The sequence below is a fragment of the uncultured Phyllobacterium sp. genome, from assembly GCF_902479695.1.
GTDB classification, from domain to species: domain Bacteria; phylum Pseudomonadota; class Alphaproteobacteria; order Rhizobiales; family Rhizobiaceae; genus Phyllobacterium; species Phyllobacterium calauticae.
The window spans coordinates 15415-32485 of the sequence record NZ_CABSQF010000001.1 but is presented as its reverse complement, the minus strand read 5'-3'; the positions used below and the strand labels follow the sequence as shown (position 1 = coordinate 32485).

Here is a 17071-nt window from a genome sequence, read left to right as displayed (position 1 = left end):
AGGCATGGATGACAGCGGCGAGCCGGTAAGATTGCGTGAGAAAGCCTATGCGAGTTTCACGGAACATCTTCTGGCTCGTGACTTTCATCCGGGGCAGTTCGTGTCGCAACGCCAGCTTGTTGCCATGACCGGCATGCCGCTCGGCGCCATCCGCGAAGTTGTGCCCCGTCTCGAAGCTGAGGGGTTGGTGAAGACGGTGCCGCAGCGCGGGATACAGATTGCGCATATCGATATCAATCTGATCCGCGAAGCCTTCCAGTTCCGCGTCTTCATGGAGAAGGAAGCGATTGCGCTGTTCTGTGTTTCCGCTTCCGATGAGGTGTTGGCCAGGTTGCGGCGCGAACATGAAGAGACCTTGGAGAAGGCTCTCAGGGACGGAGAGACGCCCGAGCTTGAACTGCACGCACAGGCGATCGATTGGTCGCTGCATGACACAATCATCGATTCCCTTGGCAATGGGATCATTTCGAAAGCCTATCGGATCAATGCCATCAAGATGCGCTTGATCAATCAGGAGCGGTTTCGCATCACCGGCCGCGTTATTCCGGTGATGCGCGAGCATCTGGCGGTCATTGCGGCAATCGAGACCCGCAACCCGCAAACGGCGATGGATGCCATTGCCGAGCATATCAACAATGCAAGGAATCTCGCTCTGAAGGTTTAGACGCAACGGTGCCGGAAATGGGAGTTACGGCGCTGCAATGGATTATGGGAGGACGATAAGCATGAAACGGATTCAACCGACACGCCGGCAATTTCTTGCCGGATCAGCAGCACTTGGCGCGGCGAGCTTTGCCGGCCTAAAGCCGGCATTCGCCAATGTCGACTGGAAGAAATTTGCAGGCACGACCCTTGAGGTGAACCTGATCAAGAGCCCGCGCGGCGATATTCTGCAAAAGTACCAGAAGGAATTCGAGGAATTGACCGGAATCAAGGTCAATTCCGAGCAGACGCCGGAACAGCAGCAGCGCCAGAAAGCCGTGATCGAACTGACCTCCGGCAAGCCGAGCTTCGATGTCATCCATATCAGCTATCACGTGCAGAAGCGGCAGTTCGAGAAGGGTGGCTGGCTTGCCGACCTGACACCGTTCCTGAAGGACCCCTCGCTCACCGAGCCGTCACTGGTCGAAAGCGATTTTGCCGAAGCGGGTCTTGCCTTTGCCAAGGACAAGAACGGCCGTTTCGGCGGTCTGCCGTTCTCGGTGGATTACTGGATTCTGTATTGGAACAAGGAACTCTTTGCCGCCAAGGGCATCGAATATCCGAAATCCTTCGATGAACTGGTGAGCGCTGCAGAAAAACTCACCGATGCGAGCAAGGGTACATACGGGTTTGTTGCCCGCGGTATGAAGAACGCCAATACGCCTGTTTGGGCCAGCCTCATGCTCGGCTATGGCAAGAGCACGATCGACGACGGCAATCTTCAGACCGATACGCCGGAAGCAATCCAGGCCGCAACGCTCTATCAGCGTCTGATGACAAAGTCCGCACCGCCCGGCGTAACGGGTTTCAACTGGGCCGAATGCCAGTCAAACTTTCTGCAGGGCAAGGTTGCAATGTGGTTGGATGGCATCGGCTTCGCCCCGCCGCTGGAAAATCCGGAGAAATCGCGGGTCGTCGGCAAGGTCGGTTACGGCGTCATGCCCAAGGGGCCGGCCGTGCAGGCTGCGCCGACCTTCGGCGATGGTATCGGCGTGACCGAGGGATCATCGAAGAAGGAAGCGGCTTACCTCTATTGCCAATGGGCCATTTCGAAGCAGATGGGCGCGCGCCTGCTGCAAACGGGCTCCGGCGTTCCCTTCCGCAATTCGATCCTCAACGATCCGGAGGTCCGCAAGGGTGTGACCATGCCGTCCGAATGGGTTGATGTGCTGACGGCATCGGCCAAGGTCAGCCAGCTCTGCCTGCCGGTTATCGTCCCGGTCACGGAATTCCGCGACGTGATGGGTGTCGGCCTGACTAACCTTCTCGGCGGCGCCGATCCCGCAACGGAAATGAAGCGGGCAACGGAAGAGTTCCGTCCCATCCTTGCGCGCAGCGAGGGCAAATGACAATCGCCGCCCCGATCATGACAACCGAAGCACAAACCACCAAAGCCATAACGGGCAAACGCCGGCTCAAGCCGAGCTACTGGCCGTTTGTGATTCCGGCGCTGGTCATTGTCGGGGCGGTCATTCTGTTTCCCTGGGCGTTCACCCTGTGGATGAGCGTCAATGAGTGGCATCTCGGCGGAGAACAGAGCTTCGTCGGGCTCGCGAATTTTACCCGCCTGGCAGGCGATACACGCTTCTGGCAGTCGATGGGGCACACTGTTCTCTATACGCTTCTCTCCGTCATCGCCCCGTTGTTTTTTGGAACCATTGCGGCTCTGATCTTCGACAGCAAATTGCCGATGCGCGGCCTTTTGCGCGGCATCTTCGTCATGCCGATGATGGCCACGCCCGTGGCCATCGCTCTGGTCTGGACCATGATGTACCACCCGCAGCTCGGGGTTCTCAACTACCTCCTGTCACTGGTTGGCATCGGTCCGCAGGAATGGATATTCAACCAGAATACGGTGATCCCGTCGCTGGTGCTGGTCGAGACCTGGCAGTGGACACCGCTTGTCATGCTCATCGTGCTCGGCGGCCTTGCTTCCATGCCGCGCGATCCCTTCGAGAGCGCGGAAATCGATGGCGCCAATGGCTGGCAGAAATTCCGCTACATCACGCTGCCGATGATCCTGCCCTTCATGATGGTTGCCGTGATCATCCGCTCCATCGATGCCCTGAAGAGCTTTGACATCATCTTTGCCATGACGCAGGGCGGCCCCGGCACGGCATCCGAGACGATCAATATCTATCTCTACAATGTCGCCTTTTCCTACTACGACATCGGCTATGGCTCGGCGATTGCCGTGGTCTTCTTCGTCGTCATCATCACCATGTCCATGGCGCTGCTTTATCTGCGCCAGCGGACCAAATGGAACAGCTGAGGGAGACGCCGATGGCCCGCCGTAGTCCGCTGAAATCACTGGGCACCGCCTTTGTCGTGTTCGTGATTGTTTCACCCGCCATTTTCTTCTTTCTCTGGATGCTGTCGCTATCGTTGAAATACGAGATCGACAATGGCGCCTATCCGCCGATCTTCATCCCGGAGCGGTTTGCCTGGTCGAACTACACCCAGATTTTTGCCACGAACGATTTCCTGCATTACTTCTGGAACAGTCTGATTGTGACAGGCATATCGACATTGTTGGCCCTGCTCGTCGGGGTGCCTGCCGGCTATGGCATTGCCCGCCTGCGCGCCGACAAGGCGGCCATCGTTGTCATGATCGCGCGCATGACGCCGGGCCTGTCCTACCTTATTCCCCTGTTCCTGCTGTTCCAGACGATGGGATTGCTGGGAACGCTGTGGCCGCAGATCATCATCCATCTGGTTGTGACCGTGCCCATCGTGATCTGGATCATGATCGGCTATTTCGAGACGACACCGATGGAACTGGAAGAGGCTGCCATGATCGATGGCGCAACCTCATGGCAGGTCTTTGTCAAGGTGGCGCTGCCCATTGCCAAGCCCGGTATTGTCGTTTCGCTGATCCTAGCGGTGATCTTCTCCTGGAACAATTTTGTCTTCGGGATTGTGCTGGCCAGCCGTGAAACCCGGACCTTGCCGGTCGCGGTCTACAACATGCTTTCATTCGAGCAGGTCAGCTGGGGCCCGCTGGCCGCTGCGGCGTTGGTCGTTACACTGCCGGTGCTGCTGCTGACCGTTTTTGCCCAGCGCCAGATCATTGCGGGTCTCACCGCCGGTGCCGTCAAGGGCGGTTAGAACAGGTTTTCAAGAACAGGGAGGGCGCGATGGCTTCGGTCTCGATCAAGGATGTCACCAAGAAATACGGCAACGTCAATGTGATGCACGGTGTCTCCGTCGATATTGAAGATGGCGAGTTCGTCATTCTCGTCGGTCCGTCGGGCTGCGGGAAATCGACATTGCTGCGCATGATTGCCGGGCTGGAGGAAATCACCACCGGGGAAATTGCCATCGGCAGCCGCGTGGTCAATGACCTGCCTGCCAAGGAGCGCGACATCGCCATGGTGTTCCAGAACTACGCGCTCTATCCGCATATGACGGTGGCCGACAATATGGGCTTCGCGCTCATGCTCAAGAATGCGCCGAAGCAGGAAAAGGAAAGCCGGGTCGGCCGCGCGGCGGAAATTCTTGGTCTTGAAAAGCTGCTCGACCGCTTTCCGCGGCAATTGTCCGGCGGCCAGCGCCAGCGCGTGGCTATGGGACGCGCCATCGTCCGTGATCCGCAGGTCTTTCTGTTCGACGAGCCGCTTTCCAATCTCGATGCGAAACTGCGCGTACAGATGCGCAGCGAGATCAAGGGGCTGCATCAGCGGCTTGGTACAACCATTGTTTATGTGACGCATGACCAGATCGAAGCCATGACCATGGCCGACAAGATCGTCGTGATGAAAGACGGTTTGGTCGAACAGATCGGCACGCCGCTCGATCTCTACGATTATCCCGCCAACCTTTTTGTCGCCGGTTTCATCGGCTCGCCGTCGATGAACTTCGTCAAGGGTCGTCTGGCCGGGGCGGGGCAGTTCGTGACGCCGGAAGGTATCACGTTGCCCGTGCCGCAGACCATCCAAACCACGGGATCAGCAGACGTGATCTATGGCGTGCGTCCGGAGCACATAAAGATTGCCGCCGGCGGCATCCCGGTTGACGTCAGCGTCGTCGAGCCGACAGGCTCGGAAATCATGGTGGTCGGCAAACTGGGCGATCAGGAAATCATGTGTCTCTTCCGCGAGCGGCTGTCGATCAAATCGGGCGACCGGATTCACATTGGGATCGATCCGGCGAACAGCCACCTGTTTGATGGCGCAACGGGCATGCGGCTCGGCAAGCGCAACGCTGCGCACTAATCCATCGTATCAGCACTCTCTCCCGGGAGCCTTCACCGTGACCCTATCGACCGAGACCTACAGAACCGGAACTTTCGTTGGCCGTGTCTGGCGCCCCGATGTGCAGGGCCCCGCCCTTGTCGTGGTGCACGACGGCGTCCTGTTTGACATCACCTCACGCCAGACGGCGACAATGCGTGACCTGCTGGAACTGGACGAGCCTGCCGCCTATGTCGCTGCGCAGGTCGGAGAAAAACTCGGGCCGCTGGATACGGTTCTGGCGCAGTCCGTCGAAAGTGAAGCCGATGCCGCGCGGCTTCGGCTGCTCGCTCCCTGTGATCTCCAGGCAGTCAAGGCCTGCGGTGTTACCTTTGCCCGCTCGATGATCGAGCGCGTCATCGAGGAGAAGGCCGCGGGCAATCCGGCGCTGGCGCTGAAGATCCGTGAACGCATCATGCCGATCATCGGCAACAGTCTGCGCGATCTGAAAGCCGGTTCGCCGGAGGCTGCCAAGGTGAAGGCTGCCCTGATTGAAGAAGGTGTCTGGTCGCAATATCTGGAAGTTGGAATCGGGCCTGATGCCGAAGTATTCTCCAAGGCGCAGGTCCTCTCCTCCGTCGGCTGGGGCGCATCGGTCGGTCTGCACCCGATCTCAAGCTGGAACAATCCGGAGCCGGAAATCGTGCTCGCCGTCAACAGCAAGGGCAGGGTGCAGGGCGCGACGCTCGGCAATGACGTGAATTTGCGCGATGTCGAAGGCCGCTCCGCTCTTTTGCTCGGCAAGGCAAAGGACAACAATGCCTCATCATCGATCGGGCCGTTCATCCGGCTGTTTGATGCGACCTATTCCATCGATGACGTGCGCAATGCCGATCTTGACCTGATGGTCGAAGGCCGGGATGGGTACGTGCTGAAAGGCAGCAGCACGATGAAGGAAATCAGTCGCGATCCGCTGGATCTGGTCGCCCAGACCACCGGCCGGCATCACCAGTACCCGGATGGCTTCATGCTGTTCATGGGAACGCTGTTTGCGCCGGTCGAAGACCGCGATACGCCGGGGCAGGGATTTACCCACAAGATCGGCGATGTTGTCACCATATCGAATCCGCAGCTTGGTGCGCTCACCAATACCGTGCGGTTGTCGACGGAGTGCCCCGAATGGACATTCGGCATGGCAGCGCTCATGCGCAACCTTGCCGCGCGTGGTTTGCTGTAAGCAACCCACGCTAGATACTGTCCGCAGCGCGGCTGCTGCTTGGCGGCCGGGCTGAGCAATTGTCACAATAGTTTCGTCTAAGGTCGATCAAACTTTCACACAGCCCGTCCAGAGTTGAACGCGAGCGAGGCAGCCGGATTTATCCAGAGCTGCCCCGGGTTCATTCTCTCAATTGCCGTATTCAGGGGGCTTTAATGCAGGGTTTTGGTGTGAAAATTGGTCTGGCCGCAGGGCTGCTGGCCGCCGGGTTTGGTGCGACGCCAGCCATGGCCGAGAAGGTCAAGTTCGAGTTCTGGTACGGCCTGAGCGGCGACCTTGGCGAGCGCGTGCAGGATGCCTGCAAGAAGTTCAACGACTCCCAGGCCAATTTCGAAATCGTCTGCACCAGCCAGAACGGCTATCCCGAAACAGTCCAGAATGCCATTGCCGCCTATCGCGCCAAGAAGCATCCGGCCGTCGTGCAGGTCTTTGACGGCGGCACGCTCGATCTGATGCTGTCGGGTGCTTTCGTCCCGGCCAAGAAGCTGATGGAAGACAATGGCTACAAGATCGACTGGAGCAATTATTTCCCCGGGATCGCCAATTACTATGCGACGGCAAAGGGCGAGCTGAACTCCTTCCCGTTCAATTCGTCGACCGCGATGTTCTACTACAACGTCGACGCTTTCACCAAGGCCGGCATCCAAGGCGCGCCAGAAACATGGGAAGATGTCGAAGCCGCAGCCCGCAAGCTGAAAGCGGCCGGTTATGCCTGCCCGTTCGGCTTCAGCTTTGACAGCTGGGCGACGGTTGAACAGTTCTCCGCCATTCACAACCAGCCCATCGCTACCAAGAACAATGGCTATGACGGTCTCGATGCGGAACTTACCCTCAACAAGACCAAGCTGGTCGACCATCTGACATTCTTCAAGAAGATGACCGATGAAGGTCTATTCGTGGTCAAGACCAAGCAGCTCGGCATGGACGTTGTTCCAGCCTTTACCTCCGAAACCTGCCAGATGATCCAGTCCTCGATTGCCGATCACGGTACGATCGGCAAGACCATCAAGCAGGGTGCGAAATGGGACGTGACCATGCTTCCGGTCTGGAAGGGAACGGCACGCCAGAATTCGATGGTGGGCGGTGCATCCCTCTGGGTTCTCAACAACCGCCCCGAAGCTGAATACAAGGGCGCCGCCGCATTCCTCAACTTCATCGCCCAGCCGGACATGGTTGAGTGGTGGTCGACGGTCACCGGCTACATCCCGGTCACCAAGACGGGCTTTGAAGCCATGAAAGCCAAAGGCTTCTACGACCAGCCAGCCTTCAAGGGCCGTGAAAAGGCCATCGCCAGCCTGACCTTCACCCCGACCTCCGCCAATACTCGCGGCATCCGCCTCGGCGGCTTCCCGCAGATCCGCAAGGAAATCTCCGATGCGATGGAAGGCATCTTCTTCGGCAAGCTGACTGTGCAGGCTGGTCTCGACCAGGCTGTCGAGCGCGGCAATGTTATCCTGCGCCGCTTTGAAAAGACCTATGCCGGAAAAGTCCTGAACTGAGTGCAGGCTTTCAAATGGCCCGGAGCGGAACCGCACCGGGCCATTTCCTTTTCATCCCATAGGCAGAATTGAATATTCTCATGAACAAGCGCGCTGTTTTCAAAAGCTGGTGGTTGCCCGTCCTTTTTGCATTGCCGCAACTCCTGCTTATTTTGTTCTTTTTCTATTGGCCGGCCATTTCGGTTTTCAACTGGGCTTTCACGCTGGAACCGGCCTTTGGCGGTGCGGGCGAACGTCTCTTCGTTGGTTTTGACAATTTTCGCGATGTTTTTGCCGACAGCGAATATTGGCGCTCCGTGTCCCTGAGCCTGTTCTTTGCTTTCACGGCGACCGGATTGTCCATGTTCATCGCCTTTATCCTGGCGATCTGTGTTGATCGTCAGTTGAAGGGCTCAAGCCTGTTCCGGTTCTTTTACATCTGGCCTTATGCTATTGCCGCACCGGCGGTGGGCCTGGCGTTCCGCTTCATCTTTGCGCCGGAAAGCGGTCTGATCGCGGTGGTGAACACGTGGTCGCCCGACCTCTGGAATCCCGCCAAGTACGGCAGCCACGCCATGATCCTCGTTATCATCTGCTTTGCTTGGAAGTGGATCGGCTACAATTTCATCTTCATGACGGCCGGCCTGCAATCCATCCCGCGCAGCCTGCTGGAAGCGTCGTCGATGGATGGTTCAGGCCCGGTGCGCCGCGCGCTCGATATTCAGATACCGCTTCTGGCGCCGACCCTGTTCTTCCTTCTGGTTCTCAATCTGACCGAGAGTTTCGTTGGCCCGGATACCTACGGTATCGTCGACCTGACCACGGAAGGCGGACCCAACAAGGCGACCGATGTCATGGTCTACCGTATCGTCAGCGAAGCCTTCCGCGGCCTGAATTACTCCGGCGCTGCAGCGCAGAGCCTCGTCCTGATCGGACTTATCATGGTGTTCACGTTCATCCAGTTCCGCTTCGTCGAGCGGCGCGTGCATTACAAGTAGGATTCCGGCGATGATCGAACGCACCCCCATACTCAACGCCGTCACCTACTTCATCATGATCCTGGGACTGATCCTCATTCTCGGACCGTTCTGGATGATTTTCACGGCGTCCACCCAGTCGCTGCAGGAGGTCACGGCCGTTCCCTTCAACATGACACCTGGCGGTGACTTCCTGAAGAATGTTCATGCCGCCTGGGATCGTGCCAATCTCGGTCCGGCACTGCTCAACAGCCTCATCACCTCGCTGCTGGTCATGGTGGGCAAGATCGCATTGGCGGCGCTCAGCGCCTTTGCCATCGTCTATTTCAAGAGCCCGTTGCGTCACGTCTTCTTCTGGATGGTTTTCCTGACGCTGATGCTGCCGCTCGAAGTGCGCGTCATCCCGACCTACAACATCGCTTCGGATGTGTTTCAACCCGTCCGCTGGATCGTCCAGACCATCACCGGCATCGAATTGTCACTGCAATGGAATCTGCTGAACTCCTATTCCGGTCTGGTCCTGCCGCTGATCGCGACCGCGACAGGCACATTCCTTTACCGGCAGTTCTACATGACGCTTCCCGATGAACTGGCAGAGGCGGCCAAGATGGATGGGGCGCGGCCACTGCGATTCTTCATCGATATCCTGCTGCCGCTGTCGCGCACCAATATGCTGGCGCTGGCAACAATCATGTTCGTCTATGCCTGGAACCAGTATCTCTGGCCCAAGCTGATGACCACCGATGCCAGCTATCAGACGGCCATGGTCGCCATGCGTGCGCTGGTGCCGTCCGTCAATGCCTTGCCTGAATGGAATGTCTCCATGGCAGGCGCCCTCATCATCATGTTGCCACCCCTGGTCGTCGTTGCCGTCCTGCAACGCTGGTTTGTCCGTGGCCTGGTCTCGACCGAGAAATAAAGGAAGTAGCAATGGCTGAAATTGGCATCAAGGATGTGCGCAAGACTTATGGCAGCACACAGATCCTGCATGGCGTCGACCTGAACTTCAAATCCGGCGAGTTTGTCGTCATTCTCGGACCGTCCGGCTGTGGCAAGTCTACGCTGCTGCGCATGATTGCGGGTCTTGAAGAGATTACATCAGGCGAAATTTCAATTGACGGCAAGGTGGTCAACAATCTCGAGCCGCGCGATCGCGGTTGCTCGATGGTGTTCCAGAACTACGCGCTCTATCCGCATATGAACGTCGCTGCCAATATCGGTTATGCGTTGAAGGTTGCCGGTGTTTCGCGGGCCGAACGTGACCGGCGGATTGCGGAAACAGCCAAGATCGTCGGGCTGGAAGAACTGCTCGACCGTAAACCGGCGCAGCTTTCCGGCGGCCAGCGGCAGCGTGTCGCCATGGGCCGCGCGATCATCCGCGAACCGAAGGTGTTTCTGTTCGACGAACCGCTGTCCAATCTTGATGCCAAGCTGCGCGTGCAGATGCGCGTGGAAATCCGCCGCCTGCACAAGCGCCTGTCGGCAACCTCTGTCTTTGTCACCCACGATCAGGTGGAGGCGATGACCTTGGCCGACAAGCTGATCGTCATGAACAAGGGCCATGTGGAACAGGTCGGCACGCCGCTTGAAATCTACCACCGTCCGCGCACGCGTTTTGTCGGAACCTTCATCGGCTCGCCGGCGATGAATTTCTTCGACACGACCATCGCTGCCGGCGGCGATCACGTGCTGCTGGACGGTATCGTGCAGGCAATCGATCCGGTGCTTGGCGGCCAGAACGCGGGGACCGCGGTTTCCGTCGGAATCCGTCCAGAACATTGCCGTCTCGTTCCTGCCGGTACCGTGAACAGTGTTCCGGCCAATGTCGATTTCATCGAAGAGCTCGGCTCCGGCCGTATCGTTCACGTTGAGATTGACGGGCTGAGCTTTGCGGTGTCAGTTGAGGAAGATCAGTTCTTCGAGCAAGGCGCGGTTGCAGGTCTGCAGTTGCCCTCTGAACATATTCACCTGTTTTCGCAGGAAACCGGTTTGCGCCTTGATGATGCTCCGGCAGCGACGCGCCAACCAGCTCCGAAAACAGTGGCCGCATAACCCGACTTGAAAGGATCAAACATGAGTTCGGATTCAACCATTTCCGCCGTTGGCTTTTGCACCTACACGGGCAAGGGCAATTTTGACACGCTGGAAGACGCCCTTCGCACCATTGCCGGTCTTGGTGCCAATGCTGCCGAGTTGTCGCTTTATGGCGAGGAAATCATCTCGGGCGGCCGGATTATCCCGGGACGCGCCGAACGCCTGACGGCGATCACCCGTCAGTTCGACCTGCGCTACAGTGTGCACGGCCAGATCGTCTCCAATTTCATGGACCGCGAGCGTCTGGAGCATCAGAAGGCCGTGGTCCGCGCGATGCTGGAACTGTGCAATCGCGTTGAAGCGGGCATCCTCGTGCATCACAGCGGCAGTGCCAAAATGCCGGCACAGTCACACATTGCCGATCTCGACCGGATGGAGCGCGATGCGCTTGCCGAAATGGCCGAGGTTGCCAAGGGTTACGGCGTGCGGATTGCCTTGGAAAACATTTTCGCGGTCACCGATGCGGAATACCGCCAGACACCGGCGCAGGTCGGCGAAACCGTACGGACCATCGGCAGTGCCAATGTGTGCGGCCTGATAGATTTCAGCCATGCCTATATCGAGAGCACGCGGCTTGGTCTCGATTGGCGCGAACAGATCAAGGCGATGGCACCGGTCACCGGGCATCTGCATGTGCATGACAGCTTTGGCCGTCCTTACAACAGCATGACCAAATTCTATCATCCGGCTGAAGCAACGGCGCTTGGCATTGGTGACCTGCATCTGCCGATCGGCTGGGGGGACATTCCCTGGGAAGAAATCTTCGAGGAGCTGACGTTCCTGCCGGATACCATGCTGATCATGGAAATTGTCGAGAACCGGTTTGCCAATGAGCAGGCGGATTGCCTCGAGCGTGCATTCAAACTGGCTGAAATCGCCAATCGCCGCCGTCTGGCCGCTTAGGTGAAAGTGGCGCGGTCTGCTGGTTGACCGCGCCCCTTGCTTCTGGTCACAATGCCAATCATCGGGACCGTCTGTTGTCGGTCTCTCGCTACCGGGAATTGTGAACATGGCTGATCATATTCTGTTTGTTGCAAAAGATGCCGCTGACTGGACCAGGACCGAGCCCGGCGTCAGCCGACGCATTATGGCCTATCTGCCGGAAATGATGCTGGTGGAAGTGCAGTTTGAAAAGGATGCGGTCGGCTCGCTGCATTCGCATCCGCACATCCAGGCGAGCTATGTGGCTGAAGGACGTTTTGAAGTCACCATCGATGGCGTCAGCCAGGTGCTGGAGCAGGGCGGCAGTTTCATTGTTCCGTCCAATCTCGTCCATGGGGTCAAGGCTCTGGAAAAGGGTCGCCTGATCGACAGTTTCTCGCCGCATCGGGCCGAGTTCCTCGCCTAAGCCACACGTTCATTTTTCATGCTGCCACCGCTTGACAGCATCCTTGCGATAGGCAAAACTGAAACCGGTTTCACTTTGTGCCGGACGGACGTTTGACCTTTGATCTGACCATATTGGCACCGCACATTCCCTTTCTCGTGAAAGGTGCGGTCCTGACAGCTGAGGCTTGCGTGCTGGCGCTTGCCGGCAGCCTGTGCATTGGTACCGTCGTTGCAGCGCTGGTCACATCCGCGTCGCCGCTTCTCTCCCGCATTGCCTATGTCTATGTCGATCTGTTCCGCAACATTCCGTTCATCGTCCAGCTCTTCTTTTTCTTCTACGGCCTGCCGGAGATCGGCATCTACATCGATGCGTTCACCACGGGAGTCATTGCGCTTTCCATTGCGGGCGGCGCTTTTACCTCGGATGTGATCAGGTCCGGAATCCTGTCGATCGATCCCGGCATCCTGGAAGCGGCCGAAGTCAGCGGACTTTCCAAACCGACGATCTTCCGCAAGATCGTCATGCCGATTGCCTTGAGGACTTCGGTGCGGCCCCTGGGTTCGGTTTTCATCAATCTCATCCTGACATCGTCGATCCTCTCGACGATCACGCTGAACGAATTGACCGGTTCGGCCAAGATCGTGGCATCGGATACATTCCGGCCCTTTGAAATCTATGCGGTTCTGCTAGTCGCCTATGCCTGCCTGACCTATCTGGTCTCGCTCGCCATCGGCGCGTTGCATCGCTATCTCAACCGTGATCAGACAGAGGCCGCCTGATGCGTTATACGGCGTTCACCTCCTATGACATCATCCTGCTCGCGCAGGGGCTGGGTGTTTCCCTCGCGCTTTTCCTGGCAACAACAATCATCGGCCTTTTCATCGGCTCTCTGTGGGCCGTCATCCGGTTCTATCGCATTCCCGTGCTGGCGCAGGTCGTGGCTGTCATCGCGGAAGTGCTAAAAAACTCCCCGGTTCTGGTCCAGCTGTTTCTCGTATTCTTCGGCCTGCCTGCTTTTGCCAAGATCAATGTAACGCCGGTCGAGGCCGCGGTGATCACGCTGTCGGGCAATACGGCGGCATTCGTCTATGTCATTGCCGTGTCGGCGATCGAGTCCATCGGCCGCGACCAGATCGAGGCCGCCCGGGTTTTCGGTCTGTCGCGGTGGCAGGTGCTTCGCCGCATCATCGCGCCGCAGGCTATGGCCTTTGCCATCGGTCCGTTGACCGGTCTTCTGGTGAACCAGCTGCAGGTGACATCGCTGATATCGGTGATCGGCGTGGTGGACCTGACGAAGATCGGCAACATTCTCAATCTGCGCACGCTGAAACCATTCATCGTCTGGGCGGTCGTGGGCGGGCTTTATTATGTCATGGCCAAGCTCGTCGCCTTTGGCGGAGCCAAGCTGGAGAAGCGGTTGAGGGCGCACACCGCATGGAAAGGTCTCTGAAATGATCAGCGTGAGAGGAGTACGCAAGGCGTTTGGTTCTGCGACCGTGCTCGACGGAATAGACCTTGATGTCCACAGCGGTGAAGTCGTGTCCATTCTCGGCTCCAGCGGCTCGGGCAAATCGACCCTGATCCGCTGCATGAACGGCCTGGAGAAGCTCGATGGCGGGCGCATCACCATCGATGATTTCGATGTGTCCCGTCCGAAGGAGCTGTCGGAAGCCCGCAAGCGGTCGGCGACGGTTTTTCAGCTTTTCAATCTCTACCCGCATATGACTGCCGTGCAGAACATCGCGCTCGCGCCGGTTGAAGTGCTGAAAATACCGCGCAAGCAGGCGGAAGCCGATGCGCGCGCGCTTCTGGACTCCGTTGGCCTGAGTGCGCGCGCCGATGCCTTTCCCGCACAGCTGTCCGGCGGGCAGCGCCAGCGTGTCGGTATCTGCCGGGCGCTGGCTATGAAGCCGCGTTATCTCCTGCTCGATGAAATCACCAGTGCGCTCGATCCCGAGATGACGTCGGATGTGCTGTCCATTCTCGCCAAGCTCGCCCACGACGGAACGACAATGGTTTTCGTCACGCATGAAATCGAGTTTGCCCGGACGATCTCGTCGCGGATCGTCTTTCTCGACAAGGGACAGCTCGTTGTCGACCTGCCGACAGCAGAATTTTTTGCAGCCGATGGCGGCATGGCCAAGCCACGCATCGCCCAGTTTCTCTCCAAAATGCGTAAAGACTGACAATGATCCTGATTGCGAACAACGAGGCTTGGCCGGGTTTTGCCAGGAGCGTCGAGCTCCTCAAGCAGGAGGCGCATGGCCTTGACGCCATGGTCGCTGGTATCAGCGAAGTCGAGCGCGAAGTGAAGGTCCGCAGTGTCGGCTTCGGCGGCTGGCCCAACATGCTCGGGCGCATGGAGTTCGATGCGGGTGTGATGGATGGCACGACGCGGGATGTCGGCGCGGTCGGCGCGGTTCCCGATACGCTGCCCGTCGCGGCGCTCGCGCATGCGGTGATGAAACGATTACCGCATGTCATGCTGACCGGCGATGGTGCCCGCCGTTTTGCCACGGAAATCGGCTTTCCCCTTGATGAAACGTTATATGAAGACAGCAAACGCGTCTGGTGGGAGCGGCTGCAGAAGGAATTGACGTCGGAGGAGCTGGCAGCCTTTCCAGATATTCCGCTCGCCCCCTTGAGCCGCACCATTACCGACCCGGAGCGCGTCCGCGATACCACGGTGTTCCTGTCGAAGGATTCCGCCAACGGCATTCACGCGATCACCTCCACCTCCGGCTGGGCCTGGAAATATCCGGGGCGTCTCGGCGATTCGCCCATCGCCGGTGCCGGGTTCTATGCCGACAGCCGCTATGGTGCCGCGGCCTGCACCCATACGGGTGAAATGACCATCCGCTGCGGCACGGCCCGCAGCATCGTGCTTGCCATGCGCTTCGGCCATTCCTTGCGCGCAGCGGTCGATATGGCGATGGAAGACCTCGCAGAGCTGACCACCGGATTCTTGGCTGGTGTCGTCATTCATGCCATCGACGCCAAGGGCAATCACGACGTGGCAAGTTTCCGCTGCGACGATGAAATCAAATACTGGTTCTGGGAAGCCGGGATGGAGGAACCCGAACGCCGGCTTGCCCGAAAATATGATCCGCAACAAACAACACAAAGGGGACATTCATGAAACGGTTCATTGGAAAACTGGCAGCACTCGCGCTGACCGGTGCACTGGCTTTTACCGGCGTGGCGCATGCCGGGAAGATTGATGACATTCGCGCGCAGGGAAAGGTCCGCATCGGCGTGTCGCTGGGTGGCGAGCCCATCGGTTTCCGCGACGACAAGAACAACCCGGTCGGTTATGACGTCGATGTGGCAACCATGCTGGCGGCCAAGCTGGGCGTTCCCGTCGAGTTCACCGACGTTTCCGGCGATGCCCGCGTGTCCATGCTGGTCTCCGGCCAGCTCGATATCGTGGTGGCCAATACCTCCGCGACGCTGGAACGCGCCAAGACCGTCAATTTCTCGATTCCCTACAACCGTGCCGGCCTGCGCGTCATCGTGCAGAAGGATGCCGGTATCGCCAAGCTGGAAGACCTGGCGGGCAAGAAGGTGGTTGTCGGCCGCGGCACGACAGGGGAAAGCTTCCTGAAGAAGAGCGTGCCGACGGCGGAACTGGTCTATACCGACAATTTCTCGCCCGATGGCGTGCTGCTCCTGCAGCAGAAGCGCGTCGCTGCGGCAATCGAAGACTCGTCGCTGCTCGACTATCTCGCCACCAAGAACGACAATCTGGTAACCTTGCCAGGCCTCTATTCCAACGATCCGATCGGCATTGCCGTTGCCAAGGGCGATCCGGAATTCGTCCGCTGGCTTGATATGTTCGTCTCCGACTACATCCAGTCCGGCGCCTATGACGCGAATTACAAGAAGTGGTGGGGCGAAAAATCCAACCCGCCGGCGCTGACGCCGCTCTGGTAATTTCAAGGCAAAGGCCGGGCATCGTTCCCGGCCTTTGCTTTTTGATCAAGAGCTTGACCGCGCGACGAAATAGGTTGGCACCTGAATCAGTTTCTCGCCCGCGTTGAACAGGGCTGGTTCCCGCAGAAACTTCAGGATTTCATCGATATAGGCGGCCTTGTCGTAACCGATGGATGAAATCGGATAGGCCTCGTATTCCGCCAGGGTCACGTCGTCGAAGCCGTAGAGACGGAATGTCCGCGGCCGGTTGTCCGGAAAGTCGTTCCGGTGCACATCGAGAACGCCCATGGCCATCGCGTCGGAGGTGCAGAACACGGCGTCGGCTGGCTGCCAATCGGACGAGGATGCCACATGGCGGCCGCTCTGGTAGGAGTAGTCGCCGCGCAGTTCCGCGACCAGCCTGATGTCCTGGCGCCGCAGTTCCGATTTGTAGACGGCGATGCGTGTCTGTTCGACCGGCGAGGCGGACCGGCCTGTCACGAGGAGCGCACTGCGTACGCCCTTGTTTCGCGCATCTGTGACCGCAGCGGCGATCCCCACCTGCTCATCGGGAATGATGGCGGGAGAGCTCACATCCCGCATGCCGTTGAGCATCAGGACGCTGTCGTTGCGGAACATTTTCCGCACCGTTTCCGCATCGGCGAAATCCGAGAACACGAGGGCCGCGTCCACGTGATAGGCAATGCCGTTGCGCAGGAACTCGTCTATACGCTCGGCCGAGCCGACGCGGACAAAGATCACCTGTTTGCCGATGGACTGGATCTGGCTGATCAGGAGATCGAACAGGTCGAGATCCGAGAGATCATGGATGTGGTTGACGATGACGGCAACGAGATTGACGGTCTTTGTCGTCAGGCTCCGTGCCAGGAGGTTGGGTTTGAAGCCAAGCTTGGCAGCCGCTGCCAGTACCCGCTCCCGTTTGTCAGCCGAGACGGGTCTTGGTTCACTTGACAGCGCCCGGGACGCGATGGCGCGGGAGACACCCGCCAGTTCGGCGACATCCGCAATGGTTGGCAGGGTGTGGCGTTTGCGCGGATCGGTCATGGATATCGGCATCCTTCATGTCTGATCCGCTCTTTGGTGTTGTCAAAAACGATACGTTGATGGCC

At 58.5% G+C, this 17071-nt stretch carries 18 protein-coding genes; 17 read left to right on the top strand and 1 reads right to left on the bottom strand.

The window, feature by feature from the left end; genetic code table 11:
* The first annotated feature begins 4 nt into the window (after positions 1-4).
* The 17 genes from RDL77_RS00155 to RDL77_RS00075 all read left to right on the top strand — a co-directional run bounded on the left by RDL77_RS00155 (position 5) and on the right by RDL77_RS00075 (position 15962).
* Positions 5-664 carry a GntR family transcriptional regulator gene (locus RDL77_RS00155; RefSeq protein WP_288191334.1) on the top strand — a complete coding sequence of 220 codons (660 nt, stop codon included), beginning with the start codon at positions 5-7 and terminating at the stop codon, positions 662-664.
* Between the two features lie 61 nt (positions 665-725).
* Positions 726-2051, top strand: coding sequence for an ABC transporter substrate-binding protein (locus RDL77_RS00150; protein WP_223614180.1), 1326 nt, complete (start codon positions 726-728; stop codon positions 2049-2051).
* Positions 2048-2974: a carbohydrate ABC transporter permease gene (locus tag RDL77_RS00145; RefSeq protein WP_374042627.1), complete on the top strand. Its 927-nt coding sequence runs from the start codon at positions 2048-2050 to the stop codon at positions 2972-2974. The genes RDL77_RS00150 and RDL77_RS00145 overlap by 4 nt, the downstream gene beginning before the upstream one ends.
* Positions 2975-2985: 11 nt before the next feature.
* A complete protein-coding gene (locus tag RDL77_RS00140; RefSeq protein ID WP_112522346.1) occupies positions 2986-3810 on the top strand; it encodes a carbohydrate ABC transporter permease in 825 nt (274 codons plus the stop codon).
* Between the two features lie 29 nt (positions 3811-3839).
* Complete coding sequence (locus RDL77_RS00135; protein ID WP_223614179.1) at positions 3840-4916, top strand: ABC transporter ATP-binding protein; 1077 nt, start codon at positions 3840-3842, stop codon at positions 4914-4916.
* A 37-nt stretch (positions 4917-4953) separates the two neighbouring features.
* The gene (locus RDL77_RS00130; RefSeq protein WP_288191333.1) at positions 4954-6111 is read left to right on the top strand and encodes a fumarylacetoacetate hydrolase family protein; all 1158 of its coding nucleotides are present in this window, start codon (positions 4954-4956) and stop codon (positions 6109-6111) included.
* A 194-nt stretch (positions 6112-6305) separates the two neighbouring features.
* Positions 6306-7649, top strand: a complete 1344-nt coding sequence (locus RDL77_RS00125; protein ID WP_223614177.1) for an extracellular solute-binding protein — start codon at positions 6306-6308, stop codon at positions 7647-7649.
* Between the two features lie 80 nt (positions 7650-7729).
* Positions 7730-8626: a carbohydrate ABC transporter permease gene (locus tag RDL77_RS00120; protein WP_223614176.1), complete on the top strand. Its 897-nt coding sequence runs from the start codon at positions 7730-7732 to the stop codon at positions 8624-8626.
* Between the two features lie 10 nt (positions 8627-8636).
* A complete protein-coding gene (locus RDL77_RS00115; protein WP_288191332.1) occupies positions 8637-9524 on the top strand; it encodes an ABC transporter permease subunit in 888 nt (295 codons plus the stop codon).
* A gap of 11 nt (positions 9525-9535) precedes the next feature.
* Positions 9536-10657, top strand: a complete 1122-nt coding sequence (locus RDL77_RS00110) for a sn-glycerol-3-phosphate import ATP-binding protein UgpC (protein WP_288191331.1) — start codon at positions 9536-9538, stop codon at positions 10655-10657.
* Positions 10658-10678: 21 nt separating this feature from the next.
* Positions 10679-11602, top strand: a complete 924-nt coding sequence (locus RDL77_RS00105) for a sugar phosphate isomerase/epimerase (protein ID WP_288191329.1) — start codon at positions 10679-10681, stop codon at positions 11600-11602.
* Between the two features lie 106 nt (positions 11603-11708).
* On the top strand, positions 11709-12047 hold the full coding sequence (locus tag RDL77_RS00100; RefSeq protein WP_288191328.1) for a cupin domain-containing protein: 339 nt from the start codon (positions 11709-11711) through the stop codon (positions 12045-12047).
* A 92-nt stretch (positions 12048-12139) separates the two neighbouring features.
* Entirely contained in the window at positions 12140-12808 is a 669-nt protein-coding gene (locus RDL77_RS00095) for an amino acid ABC transporter permease (RefSeq protein ID WP_130272359.1), read from the top strand.
* Positions 12808-13479, top strand: coding sequence for an amino acid ABC transporter permease (locus tag RDL77_RS00090; RefSeq protein ID WP_288191325.1), 672 nt, complete (start codon positions 12808-12810; stop codon positions 13477-13479). The genes RDL77_RS00095 and RDL77_RS00090 overlap by 1 nt, the downstream gene beginning before the upstream one ends.
* A gap of 1 nt (position 13480) precedes the next feature.
* Positions 13481-14215, top strand: coding sequence for an amino acid ABC transporter ATP-binding protein (locus RDL77_RS00085; protein ID WP_288191324.1), 735 nt, complete (start codon positions 13481-13483; stop codon positions 14213-14215).
* A gap of 2 nt (positions 14216-14217) precedes the next feature.
* Positions 14218-15168, top strand: a complete 951-nt coding sequence (locus RDL77_RS00080) for an isoaspartyl peptidase/L-asparaginase (RefSeq protein ID WP_288191323.1) — start codon at positions 14218-14220, stop codon at positions 15166-15168.
* Positions 15165-15962, top strand: coding sequence for a transporter substrate-binding domain-containing protein (locus RDL77_RS00075; protein ID WP_223614169.1), 798 nt, complete (start codon positions 15165-15167; stop codon positions 15960-15962). The genes RDL77_RS00080 and RDL77_RS00075 overlap by 4 nt, the downstream gene beginning before the upstream one ends.
* A 45-nt stretch (positions 15963-16007) precedes the next feature.
* Here the strand turns inward: RDL77_RS00075 and RDL77_RS00070 are convergent, their stop codons facing one another.
* The gene (locus tag RDL77_RS00070) at positions 16008-17006 is read right to left on the bottom strand and encodes a LacI family DNA-binding transcriptional regulator (protein WP_288191322.1); all 999 of its coding nucleotides are present in this window, start codon (positions 17004-17006) and stop codon (positions 16008-16010) included.
* Positions 17007-17071: the final 65 nt, after the last annotated feature.